Annotated in this window: 11 protein-coding genes and 3 pseudogenes; 1 reads left to right on the forward strand and 13 read right to left on the reverse strand. The window is 35.9% G+C overall.

Features of this window, described 5'->3' with window-relative positions:
• Nucleotides 1-332: 332 nt before the first annotated feature.
• The 4 genes from treR to K9V48_RS06905 all read right to left on the reverse strand — a co-directional run bounded on the left by treR (nt 333) and on the right by K9V48_RS06905 (nt 4,920).
• Entirely contained in the window at nt 333-1,049 is a 717-nt protein-coding gene (gene treR, locus K9V48_RS06890; RefSeq protein ID WP_224137974.1) for a trehalose operon repressor, read from the reverse strand.
• 67 nt (nt 1,050-1,116) lie between these two features.
• Nucleotides 1,117-2,805, reverse strand: coding sequence for an alpha,alpha-phosphotrehalase (treC, locus tag K9V48_RS06895; protein WP_224137975.1), 1,689 nt, complete (start codon nt 2,803-2,805; stop codon nt 1,117-1,119).
• Between the two features lie 17 nt (nt 2,806-2,822).
• Nucleotides 2,823-4,223 carry a PTS system trehalose-specific EIIBC component gene (gene treP, locus K9V48_RS06900; RefSeq protein ID WP_224137976.1) on the reverse strand — a complete coding sequence of 467 codons (1,401 nt, stop codon included), beginning with the start codon at nt 4,221-4,223 and terminating at the stop codon, nt 2,823-2,825.
• A gap of 253 nt (nt 4,224-4,476) precedes the next feature.
• Complete coding sequence (locus tag K9V48_RS06905) at nt 4,477-4,920, reverse strand: C40 family peptidase (protein ID WP_224137977.1); 444 nt, start codon at nt 4,918-4,920, stop codon at nt 4,477-4,479.
• 262 nt (nt 4,921-5,182) lie between these two features.
• Here K9V48_RS06905 and K9V48_RS29665 point away from each other — a divergent pair.
• Nucleotides 5,183-5,443, forward strand: a pseudogene (locus K9V48_RS29665) (hypothetical protein); the annotation flags it as partial.
• Nucleotides 5,444-5,529: 86 nt separating this feature from the next.
• Here the strand turns inward: K9V48_RS29665 and K9V48_RS06915 are convergent.
• From K9V48_RS06915 to K9V48_RS06955, 9 genes and pseudogenes are all read right to left on the reverse strand, one after another.
• Nucleotides 5,530-5,790: a hypothetical protein gene (locus K9V48_RS06915; protein WP_224137978.1), complete on the reverse strand. Its 261-nt coding sequence runs from the start codon at nt 5,788-5,790 to the stop codon at nt 5,530-5,532.
• A 77-nt stretch (nt 5,791-5,867) separates the two neighbouring features.
• Nucleotides 5,868-6,515 carry an RNA polymerase sporulation sigma factor SigH gene (gene sigH, locus K9V48_RS06920; RefSeq protein ID WP_224137979.1) on the reverse strand — a complete coding sequence of 216 codons (648 nt, stop codon included), beginning with the start codon at nt 6,513-6,515 and terminating at the stop codon, nt 5,868-5,870.
• Between the two features lie 440 nt (nt 6,516-6,955).
• Nucleotides 6,956-7,553: pseudogene (locus K9V48_RS06925) on the reverse strand (IS4 family transposase); the annotation flags it as partial.
• A gap of 416 nt (nt 7,554-7,969) precedes the next feature.
• Nucleotides 7,970-8,584, reverse strand: a pseudogene (locus tag K9V48_RS06930) (polysaccharide deacetylase family protein); the annotation flags it as partial.
• 310 nt (nt 8,585-8,894) lie between these two features.
• Nucleotides 8,895-9,059: a hypothetical protein gene (locus K9V48_RS06935; protein WP_224137980.1), complete on the reverse strand. Its 165-nt coding sequence runs from the start codon at nt 9,057-9,059 to the stop codon at nt 8,895-8,897.
• A gap of 5 nt (nt 9,060-9,064) precedes the next feature.
• Complete coding sequence (locus K9V48_RS06940; protein ID WP_224137981.1) at nt 9,065-10,108, reverse strand: hypothetical protein; 1,044 nt, start codon at nt 10,106-10,108, stop codon at nt 9,065-9,067.
• Between the two features lie 203 nt (nt 10,109-10,311).
• Nucleotides 10,312-11,157 carry an energy-coupling factor ABC transporter ATP-binding protein gene (locus K9V48_RS06945; protein WP_224137982.1) on the reverse strand — a complete coding sequence of 282 codons (846 nt, stop codon included), beginning with the start codon at nt 11,155-11,157 and terminating at the stop codon, nt 10,312-10,314.
• A 135-nt stretch (nt 11,158-11,292) separates the two neighbouring features.
• Entirely contained in the window at nt 11,293-12,069 is a 777-nt protein-coding gene (cbiQ, locus tag K9V48_RS06950; protein WP_224137983.1) for a cobalt ECF transporter T component CbiQ, read from the reverse strand.
• Between the two features lie 19 nt (nt 12,070-12,088).
• Nucleotides 12,089-12,367, reverse strand: coding sequence for an energy-coupling factor ABC transporter substrate-binding protein (locus K9V48_RS06955; protein WP_224137984.1), 279 nt, complete (start codon nt 12,365-12,367; stop codon nt 12,089-12,091).
• Nucleotides 12,368-12,369 lie beyond the last annotated feature (2 nt).

Genomic DNA, 12,369 nt, shown 5'->3' on the forward strand with positions numbered 1-12,369 from the left:
ATGAAAACAATACTTTGCGGTCTAGAGCAGCTACCCTGTCACTAAGCCTTATTCATACACAGTTAGTAAGGAGTTGATGTTATCGCTCCCTTTTCACTATTTTTCGGTACGGGACGTTTTTTTTGTCAGTAGTCGCTGAACCTTCACGCCACCGTCGGATACCCAGCGTTCATACGTGTACGCACGCTAATGTGTGTAACTGCTGATAAGCTTTTGCTAATCGCGCACCAATATATTACGGTTATTAAGAATCCCGCTTTTTTTCAATAAAAAACCATTGGGGTAGAACCCAATGGTTAAAAAAAAGTAACTTATTAAGTGTTTGAATCAACTTAAACTCCACGTCGTGCAAAGTCCACAAATCGGAATTTATCAAGGCGATGTCGCGACTCCGTATATTGGAACAAACTGGCGTTATCTAAATACACATAGTTTTTGACGACCACGATATGGGAAAATCCCTCTAAGTCAAGGTACCCGCGGTCTTCCTCGGTACAATCCTCAACAACGATCTCCTTTTTTGCAAAGCTAATGTTTAGCTGTAGTTCTTTTTCTAGGTACTCATAGATCGAACTCTCACAAATTTGCTTTGTTAAGGTTGGGACATATTTTTTTAAAAAATAGTCCTTATCTAAAATGATGTGTTCGCCGCCAATCGTTCGTGATCGGATCACTTTCCAGATTTCATCCTTGCTTGAAGCATTTAATTGCTGTTTCATAAATGGATCTGGTTTGACTAAACCGAAATCATGAACGGTTGTTATAGGTTCCATATTGAAGTTTTTAGAAATTTCCTTAAAACTTACTAACCCTGAAATCGGAAAGCTCATCTTTTGTACGTCAATGACGATCGAGCCTTTACCTCTTATTTTTTGAATGAAGCCGTTTTGAGATAAGAGGTTTAAGGCTTTACGGATCGTTTCCCTGCTTGTGTCGTATGCTTCCGCTAAGTCATTCTCAGATGGAAGTGCTTCTCCTGCTTTGATTTCACCAGACTTTATTTTCTCTGTCCAATCCTTGTAAATGGAAAGGTATTTATTATTTCTCATGTTTTATCACCATTATTATCTTACCATGAACAAGTATGACCATGCATTCTGGTTTAAAGGTTTCTATTCAGCTTTTTTTAAAATAATAGACAACAGATTCATATGGGCGAAGCTCCATTTTTTCAAAAGTATCGACAGAATCTGGATAGTTCGATAGTAATTGTTTTCTTGAAAAATCGTCAACTTTAATATGCTTAGGCAATTCAAAAGTAGTTGGCTCTTCATAAAAGTTATTAACAACTAAAAGCTTTTCAGTTGGTGTTGTTCGTACATAGGCAAATATTTGTTGATCATCTTGTAATAGTAGCTCGTAATCACCATCTGTGATAATATCATATTCTTTTCGTAATGAAATCAGCTTTCGATAATGATAAAAGACAGAATTTGGATCATTTACTGCATTTTCCGCATTAATCTCTTTATAGTTGTTTGCAACATTAATCCAAGGAGTTCCAGTTGTGAAACCTGCATACTTTGAATTATCCCATTGCACTGGAGTTCGCGAATTATCACGTGATTTGCGTTTTAAAATTTCAAGAATTTCTTCTTCAGACAGATTCTTTTGCTTTAAAATAGTATACATATTTAACGATTCAACATCACGATATTGTTCAATTGATGTGTACTTAGGGTCTGTCATCCCAATCTCTTCGCCTTGGTAAATATATGGTGTGCCCTGCATCATATGAATTGTCGTTGCGAGCATTTTTGCTGATTCACAGTGATACTCGCCATCATTACCATATCGAGAAACAACTCTAGGCTGATCATGATTACACCAAAATAGTGCATTCCAGCCTCCGCCTTTGTTCATACCTGTTTGCCATGTAGATAAAATATCTTTCAATGCAATGAAGTCCATTTCTCCAATTGCCCATTTTTCTCCATTTGGATAGTCGACTTTTAAATGATGGAAGTTAAAAGTCATACTTAGTTCTTGACGTTCTGGGTTAGAGTACCTAATACAATGATCAATTGTAGTAGAAGACATTTCACCGACTGTCAAACTATCATACTTAGAAAACACTTCATTGTTCATCTCATGGATATATTCGTGAACATGAGGTCCATCAGTATAAAATCTTCTGCCATCACCTGGTTGTACAGATCCGTCATCATTTGGAAAATCTTGATCTTTTGAAATTAAATTGATGACATCAAGTCGGAATCCATCGACGCCTTTTTTACACCAAAAATCCATCATTGTATATACTTCTTTGCGAAGCTCTTTACTTTCCCAATTTAAATCAGCTTGTGTGACATCGAAAAGATGAAGGTAGTATTGATCTGTTGCTTCATCATATTCCCATGCGGAACCACCAAATTTTGACTCCCAGTTTGTTGGTGCAGATCCATCCTCTTGTGGATCCTTCCAAATATAATAATCACGATATGGGCTTGTTTTTGATTTTTTAGCTTCTTTAAACCATTGATGTTCTGTCGAGGTATGGTTTACGACAATATCCATAATGACTTTAATGCCATGTTGATGAGCTTTATCGAGTAATTTATCAAAGTCTTCCATTGTGCCATACTCCTCATGAATCGAGTAGTAATCACTAATGTCATAACCATTATCTTTTTGTGGAGATGCATAAATAGGTGTTAACCAAATGACATCTACACCTAAGTTTTTTAAATAGTCTAATTTGCTAATGATTCCTTGTAGATCGCCTACCCCATTTCCAGTTGTATCATTAAAGCTTTTTGGATAGATTTGATAAACGACTGCTTTTTTCCACCAAGGATGATTCAATATAAACACCACCGTTATTATTTTTGTTTTTTCATTTTTGCAAGAGCGAGTGTTAAGAAAAACGGTACAATGATAACGATCGCCATTCCGATAAAGAATGATCCCCAGTTTTCCGGGAAGATCGATAAGAATGCAGGAAGACCACCGACACCAATTGATGGAGCTTTTACACCTTGCATTGAAATGAACGCTCCTGCAAGCGCAGATCCAATAACGCTTGAGATGAACGCAAAACGGAATCGTAAGTTTACACCGAACATAGCTGGTTCAGTAATACCTAGATAAGCAGAAACAGCGGATGTTACAGATAGACTCTTTAGTTTCTCATCTTTTAATACAAACATCATCGCTAGCGCTGCCGTACCTTGCGCAATATTTGATAAAGCAACCATTGGCCATAAGAATGTACCACCGGTGCTTCCGATTAACTGCAAATCAACCGCCAAGAATGTGTGATGCATACCTGTGATAACAAGCGGTGCGTATAGTCCACCGTAAATTAATCCACCTACAATAGGTGCTACATTGAAAATACCTACAACCGCATCTGTAATGACATTACCAATTGCAAATGTGATCGGTCCAATTGCGATAAAAGAAACAAGTCCAGTTAACAATAGAGTAATTGGTGCTACAAGTAAAAGTTGGAATGCATCCGGAATGTGTTTTCTTAAGAATACTTCAAGCTTAGATAACACATATGAAGCAAGCAAGACAGGTAACACCTGTCCTTGGTAACCAACTTTTTGAACTTCCAAACCAAATAAGTTCCATGTTGGAATTTCTTCCGCTGCTCCGTAGCCCCAAGCATTTAAAAGATCAGGGTGCACAAGCATTAAACCAAGAACGATACCTAACAACGGACTGCCACCAAAACGATTTACAGCTGACCATCCAATTAAACCTGGTAAGAACACAAAAGCGGTGTTGGCAATCAAGTTAATGATACTAGCAAGATCTGCCCACTGAGGATAAACTTCAATTAAAGCTTCCTCAAAGAAAATCCCTGGTCCAGTTAAAAGGTTGTTTATACCCATTAATAGACCTGCAGTTACAATGGCAGGTAGGATTGGAATAAAAATATCTGCTAATGTTTTAATGGCTCGTTGAAGCGGATTTAAATTTTTCTCAGAAGCTTTTTTTACATCATCTTTAGATGATTCCCCTACCCCTGTTTGATTGACAAGTTCTTTGTACACTTTATCAACAGTACCTTGTCCAATAACGACTTGAAACTGTCCATTAGTTGAAAATGATCCTTTAACAAGATCGATCGTCTCGAGCGCTTCTTTATCTACTTTTCCTTCATCTACTAATGCAAAGCGTAAGCGTGTAACACAATGTGTTGCAGCTGATATATTATCTTTACCGCCTATTGCATCTATAATTTTCCTCACTTGTTTTGGATCGACACTCATTGTTTTCCCTCCCGTAATTCCTTTTATCAACTATATTTCATTACATATTGGAGCAAGCTGATTAAAAAAGAAGCGTTTTCATTTTTAAAACAGCCCGTCGAAACATGTATATACATGTTGTATTTATATCTTAAACTTGTATATACATGTTGTCAACAAAAATAAATGCGTTTTCACAAAGTGTTTTAGGAGATACTATTGAAATAAGTAAAATGTTTAGATTCTTTTCACACGTCCAACGTCCATTGAATGCTTATTCCCAGTAGCCTTTCGTCATGTCAGCAATTGCAACTTCGGTACTAGATTGAGCACCTATGAACTTACCATTTCCTACATAGATTCCTACATGACCATCTCTTTTATAAGTATCAAAGAATGCTATATCTCCTAACTTCATTTCACTAGGTGATACTGGTGTTCCTAAATGTCTTAAAGTTTCCGTGATTATGGAAGTTAATGGACCTAAATTTACTCCTACTTCCTTAAATGCCCAATGGACAAGGGATGAACAATCAAAGCGTCCTCTTACTAGATCACTCTGATTTCTACCCCTACCAAAAACATAGACAGAATCCCCGATCCACTTGTTTCCTACATCGCCAACAGCAACATAACCTTTCACGTATTGATCGGCAAAGCCAAGAACTTCTTCAACATACCAATCAGCCCGGTTATAAGCAAAAACAGCTCGTCTCAAATCTCCATCAGCTGCATCATTTGCCTTAAGATAGTTTGCTGCAGAATAGATCGCATCTTCAATATGGGATTCCGTCAGTAAAGCGCAGATTTACAACGTTAAGGGAATTCAGGCGAGAATGGATATTATGGTAAACCAACTGTTGTAGCAAATGTACATAAATAAGATGAGAATTGCTCAAGAAGAGGTGTTTGGAGGTATACCGTTCGATAATATCGATGAAGTGATTATTAAGCTAGCTAACCAATAAGAGTATGGTTTAGGTGGTGGTGTTAATACAACAGATCTTCGTAAAGCTCATCGCATTGCACACGGACTAAGAACCGGAAATGTTTGGGTAAACACATATAAAAGGTGCCAGGTTCTAACGAAATTCAGAATTGCCTCAGAACTTTTGGTTTTGAATAAAGAGTTTAAATTAGAAAAATTCAGTCTTATAGCCAATCATCAAAAGCCCTCGGATTTATTAAAATTCCGAGAGCTTTTGACGTGTCATGTCACGTTAGCATTGCATTCTATCTAACTTATCCTCATAGGTTCTTCTTGAAACAGACCTCGTTAAAACTGAATTATTGCGCTTCAATAATTATCTTCCTTGCAAAGACTTTGTCAGATTCCGACTTTTTCAAATGCCAATTGTCTTATTTCCTCTTCTAAAGACTTTGCAAGTTGTACAGTAGCACGGTCCACGAGTTTTGTTCCCATACTTTCGATTTCTTTGATTATTTTATGGTAGAACTCTTGATCATTACCTTTTATCTTTTGAGCGTCCTTAAAGAAATCCAATAACGCTTCGTTCGTTTCTTTAGGACGATTAAAATCAATTGTATAAACTCTATGTTTCATAATCAGGTTTGTATTCATTTCCATGTTCATTTCTCCATTCCTTTTAAGTAATAGTCATGTATATTTCTATAGTATCTTCATAAGTTTCACTCTAATTTCTATTAAATAGCCGTTTTAATCACCAGATGGCGTTCTAGTTTACGTTTAACTCGCTGAAGAGCATTATCAATCGATTTAACATGAGTGTTTAGTTCTTCAGAAATTTCCGCATATGATTGTCCATCCATATATAAGTTCAACACTCTTTTTTCCAAATCACTAAGCAATTCCGCTATTTTTAGTTCGATGTCATCTGCTTTCTCTTGGCTAATGATTAAGGCTTCTGGGTTCGTTATTTTATCCCCGGAGATCATATCCATAAGCGTATAGTTGGATTCTTCATCAAAAAGAGGCTTGTCTAAAGAAACATACGAATTTAGAGGTCCGTGCTTTTGACGTGTAGCCGTTTTAATCGCAGTTAATATCTGCCGCGTAATACATATTTCAGCAAAAGCCTTAAAAGAAGCCATCTTTTCCTCTTTAAAGTCTCGAATCGCTTTATATAGACCAATCATTCCTTCTTGAACAAGATCTTCTTTATCTGCGCCAATTAAAAAGTAAGGTCTTGCCTTCGCACTGACAAAATTCCGATACTTATTTATTAAAAAAGTCAGTGATTCACTATCGCCATTCTGAGCCATCTCGACCAAAACGATATCTTCTAGTTTAGTATCATTTTCAAGTATCTGTACTCCGGTATTTACACTCACTTATATCCCTCCACTTAACCCGACATGAATTTTGATGTGTAATAGATTGATAGATTGTCTTATCCTTAAGGGAACGAAACCGATTTAGAAATAAAATCTTTCTTCTTTCATTTCAAAAAAGGTTGATATTGAAAAAAACGCACAGCTTAAACTGGCGCTTGTTTAATCCGCTTTTACATCGTTTGTTTATTTCTTCACCCAATTACTAGTATATAGGAAGAAAAATGAAAACGTTGTCGAAATATAATAGTTATAGTGAAAAATCTAAATTTCTATCATGAGTAAAGTTTTTGTTCAATATCTCTTCGTTCGAAACGTACTTTTAAGACGCCAATAATGCAAGGTTGATCTGACATTATTTGTACATTCCGACATATATTTAAATCAATATCCACATTTTTCACTCTATTCTATTTCTCAAATGAGTTTCATTTCAGTTGATGAATGACTTGTAAGTCTCCTAAATCGAAATAACCAAGATCACGCAAACATAAATCGCCCGCATCTACGGTTTCAAGGCAGATTGTACCGTATGTTTTATCATTGTTTGTTCTTTCCTGGCCAGCTGCATGTTTAAAAATTGGCCACTCAGCTCAGTAAATCGTATTCCAATTAGATTTTCACTCCTGCAGTATTACTAGCCTTGATAATCAGTAGCGAAGGAATCAGGTAGCTGAAACACAGTCGCATCAAAAATCCGAATACGTTTGAAAGATGAAACCAAGTGTGAAGATAGCGATTGTATCGCGCAAAGTTTTTGTGCTAGGAGTAAAGTAAAGACTTCTCGACGGAATATGACAAAGCGTTGATTGAGTCCCTCTTGACTCATGAGTACACCCGTTGAAGCCTCTAACCGACTACATAGTTGCGTAAGAGGGATGTACTGGTTGACTTCTTGGCTGAGCCGAACGCAAAGGGTGATGAGTTCATCTGCTTGATACTTACTAGATCGCTGCACAAAACCAACCTGTTTAGCGATTTTTGTAGGACGATTGGAGATAGAAAGCGTTGTAATTCTTCAGAAAGCGAGAGGTCCATGAAAAAACATCACCCTTTTCAATTATTTTACTGAAAGAATAACGTTTTTTTCGTTTTGGGGAAAATTCGTTTCTTTAGTTTGATGGGCATGTGGTGGTATTCCTTCTTGGATTTACCTCCCGAAATGATTTTGCTACTCATTATATCTTCCTATATAAACCAGTTTTTGAATTGACCACTCTTTTTATCCTTAACGATTGCCCACTTCGTTTCACTAGAATATACGTTTTTACCCATGCAAAAACACCTCTGAATTAGTGCCTTTATAAAGGGTACCATTTCGAAAGTGTTTTATATTGTCTCATTTCATTAGGTTAGTCTACACAAAAAAAGGATTTTATTCCCAAGAGCTTCCAGATGGTGGTTTATACCTTTATAAAACTTTGGATGTCTTGTAGTACATAATGTACCAACGCTTACTTTTTATATGGAATATTTACTAATTGTGGTACTGTAACAAACTCATATCCCTCTTTTTGAAGTTCAGGGATAATTTGACGCAGTGATTCGATTGTATTCGTACGATCTGCATCCCATTCTCCCCCATCATGCATTAGGATAATCGCACCAGGATGTGTCTCTTTTATTACTTTGTTAGCTATTTTTTCTGGTGGATCCTCTTGCCAATCCAAGGAATCAACAGTCCATAAGATCACATTAAATTCCTTTTTTGCTAAATACTCAACTAGCGCTTCATATAAGAAACCATATGGTGGACGAAATAACTTAGGGCGATACCCGATGATCTTATTAAGGGTTTCTTCCGTCTGGGAAATTTCGCGTTCAAGTGTTCCAATATCCGCTTCTTCAACTAAATTAGGATGCCAATAACTATGATTACCAATGATGTGGCCTTCTTTGTTTATGCGTTTAACGATGTCTGGATAAGCATTAGCTCTAGATCCCATTAGAAAAAATGTTGCTGGAACATTGTATTGTTTTAGTACATCTAAAACTTGACCAGTAAATCGGGGATCAGGTCCATCGTCAAAGGTAAGCGCAATTTTTTTAGCCGTAGATGGGCCATGTAAATTGACTTCAATCTTTCTTCCTAACTAAGTGGATCTTTTCTGTTAACAAACATATTCTTTTTTACAGTTGGGTATACATAGTATAAAGATGCTTAAAGGAGAGGTTAGACATAGAAGTTTACCCGATACACCTAAGAAAAAAGCGCATCAATTACAAGGAAAAATCCTTTTTGAACGAGGAAATAACCAAATTGAACGAAAAATTCGAGGGACTATTCAGAGACCTGGAAAAATTAAAAGAGCATCTTGTTTCCATGGAGAATAAGTATAAACCAAAAGACAAGGACGTATAATGTCCTTGTCTTTTGGTTTATCGGGAATTAACAACCTTTTTAATTTCACGATTATATTCAGATAGCATCTTTTTATTTTTTTCCTGTCTTTCTCTTTTTACCGTTTCCAAAACCCCGCCACTTGATTTCTTGTAGTCGGTCCGTTTTTTTCTTCCTGTTACGTCCACTATTACTCGACTCATACAAATCAGCCCCTTTTTTTATTACTGACATTAAAAGCAAACAACTTAAAGGCTGTTGAAACGACATCTGCAAGTCTTTCTATATTCATTTTACCAGAAGTTGTCTTCGTGTTCAATGCGTGACGGTTACGATCACCAACAATCACTGTGTACACATAAACGGTATGATTCACTTCTGCTACAAACGAGATCGTCGATTTACCATCGGTTTCCCATGCATATGTGGATTGCAAGATCTTCAAGTAAGACATGTTTTTAAGTGTTCTGTCATCTATATCGACTGTTACTGGGATATGTTGATTTCTGCGCGAACAATATTCTAAGATAAGTTTGTCATCATCCAAGCGATAAATGGCATAATGACCAAAAAAGTCCATTGTTCCAAGCGTTAGACTGTTTTCTGCCTTTCTTTCAATTTTGTCCACGAGCTTTTCAGATAGTGCATTGACAAATTCATTTTCTTCCTGGGCATAATCAGGAAGATTAATCGCATCTATTGCCGTCTTTTTCAAATCCTTTTCAAGATTTAAAATCATAGCATCTTTCTTTTCAATATCCTTGTCCCATTCTTTAATAAGCTCTAATGCATGCTTGAAACGGAAACTGTTGCCCGTTGCTAGATAAGGTGCAAAGATATCATATTCCCTCCGATGATTTGTGTAGGCATAGTAGTGGAAATACTCCTTTTTGCTCTCATCTGTCATATCATGGAGTGCTTTCATTCCAAGAATGTAGTAAATCAATACACCTATTAATAAGAATAAAAATGGTGTTAGGATAAAAAATCCTAACAGAATGTCTATCGTAAAAAACCATCCGATAACTGCCAAAGGAATAGCATAAACAATTGCTCTCCAACTATACCATTCTTTCACAATACTATATCCTTTTTTCCATCTCTTTCTATTGAGGTCTACTAGGTAATGTTCCTCATTATCACTTACTTTAGGTGCAGCTTCCCTGATTGTTTTTATGTAGGGATCAAATTTATCTGAAGCTACTTCTAGATTTTCTAACGCAAGCTCTTTTTTATTTGCCATATCCCGCAATACAAATACCTCTTCCATTCTTTATATAAAACTATTATAACAAGCATGAATATGAAAATTTCATGTTTTTCAAAAAAAGTTCTTCTGCTCGAAAGATAAATGTAAATTTCCTCTCTATAACCCGTATGATAATTTTTAGAATAGGTGAATATACAAATTCACTAAAAAAACTCTCGTTCGTAGAGAGTTTTTTTGTAGTAAAATTAGTTATTTCTAAAAGAGGAACCAATCATTTCAAGTAACTCATTTTTTGATTTTGGGTATTTTTTTGGTAATGGAGCGTTTATATCAGTAAGTTTATTGAATACTTCCATTATCCAAGGTTGTTCTAAATGACTTTGCTGAACTGTTTCTACATTTTGAAATACTTCAACTGGTGAGCCGTGAGCAATAATTGTTCCATTATTTAAGACAATCACTTCATCGGCCCATTCATAAGCAAAGTCAACGTTATGAGTAGATAGTAAAATGGTTCTGTTTTCATTATGAATATGATCCAATAAATTCATAATTTTCTTCGAGTAATAGGGATCAAGGCCTGCTGTTGGTTCATCTAATACCATTAACTCGGGATTCATGGCAATAATACCTGCAATAGAAACCCTTTTCTTTTGACCAATACTTAAAAAATGAGGTGGTCTATCTTTTAAAGATTCAGTCTCTGTTAAAGTCATTGCATCCTGAACTGTTTGCTTTACCCTTTTAGGTGACAGTCCTAAATTTTTAGGGCCAAATTTTATATCTTCATAAACACTTGATGAGAAAAGCTGAGAGTCAGGATTTTGAAAGACGATCCCTACTTGTTTACGAAGTTGCCGAATCTCTTGTCGTGTATATGATAACTCTTTTCCTTTAAATAATATCTGACCATTTGTAGGCTTAATAATGCCATTAAGGAGTAAGAATAATGTTGACTTTCCTGCTCCATTATTTCCAATTAAAGCAATTTTCTTTCCGTGATGGATTGATAGAGTAATATCTTTCAATGCGAGCGTTCCATCCGAGTATTTATAAGAAATATTTTCAAACGAAAGGATTGGTAATTTCACGATGGATGCCTCTTTTCCATATTCATTCCAAAGTTTATCCTAATCTTAACGGGCAGTAAAACCCCCTCTCAGACTCAAGTGAAGTAAAGATGATAGGTGGGGATAACTGTCCGTAAAGATCCGATAAGTCTCACTTTAAGTTAAAATGGTTATTGCTAAAAGTCCAGTCATGGAGAAAATAATGCTTGCACAATGTAATCGATTATATTTCAAGCTCAACTCGACTTCATACAAGCGATCATCCCCGCCACGACTATCGATTGCTATTTGCAATTCCCTAGCTGAATGGATAGATTTAATAAAAAGACTAACAATAAGTTGTGCTATTGATGATATCCAGACTCTATAATTTTGATAGCCTAGTCTACTCGATTGCGCAAGGTAGATTTCATGCATCTTATCTAAAAGTACAAAGATAAATCGATACGTCAATCCGACTAATTCAATAAAAAGAATTGGAAGCTTTATTTTTTGCAATACCCACATCAATTGGTGTAGTGGTGTTGTAAGAATTAGAAAGTACAAACAGCTCACGCTTGCTAAAACAGTTCCACCGAGATGATAAGCTTGTTTCACATTATATAAGCTGATATATATTTTCCATGTTCCGATTTTAACATTCCATATTGCATTTAAGCTTTCACCATTTGTTGGAGCAATTGAAAACAAAATGGCAAATAGACTTGAAATCAGAAAAAATGATGGTAGCAAAAGAAGTTTTACATAATGAACGAATGGTATTTTTGCAGCATAAACAATCCCTATACTCATCACAATAAACGTTAAACAAGCAATCAATAAATTTTTAGTCATGATCGTAAATAATAAAAATGAAAAAGTAAATCCGACCTTCTCAATTGGATGAACATTCCTTAATGCACTTGTATAAGCATAATCATCGATTTTTAACATAGTAGCTTCCCTTGTCTATTTATTCTTTCGAAGAATATTTTTTTCTAGCTCGACCAAAGCCTATCACATAACCAATGATGATCGCACCCACAGCAGCTTGTAAAGAGAATAGTAAACTTTCAATTTCACCACTTGGTGGCTCCCATATGGAATGAAACCAAGGCTCATATTTAGGAGCTATTTCTCCAATAGCCTCTTCTGCTTGGCCATCAGCCCCACCGAATTCAGCATCCTCTTGAAGAAATAAAGGGATTATGGCCAATAAAATCACGAATATAAATAAAACAATATTTTTCATTA

This window comes from Metabacillus rhizolycopersici (assembly GCF_020075705.1).

Bases quoted from the DNA above. Each gene is read 5' to 3' on its own strand.
- K9V48_RS06955 (WP_224137984.1), bottom strand. From the start codon at position 12,367: ATGAAAAATATTGTTTTATTTATATTCGTGATTTTATTGGCCATAATC.
- cbiQ (WP_224137983.1), bottom strand. From the start codon at position 12,069: ATGTTAAAAATCGATGATTATGCTTATACAAGTGCATTAAGGAATGTT.
- K9V48_RS06915 (WP_224137978.1), bottom strand. From the start codon at position 5,790: ATGGAAATGAATACAAACCTGATTATGAAACATAGAGTTTATACAATT.
- K9V48_RS06935 (WP_224137980.1), bottom strand. From the start codon at position 9,059: ATGAGTCGAGTAATAGTGGACGTAACAGGAAGAAAAAAACGGACCGAC.
- treP (WP_224137976.1), bottom strand. From the start codon at position 4,223: ATGAGTGTCGATCCAAAACAAGTGAGGAAAATTATAGATGCAATAGGC.
- treR (WP_224137974.1), bottom strand. From the start codon at position 1,049: ATGAGAAATAATAAATACCTTTCCATTTACAAGGATTGGACAGAGAAA.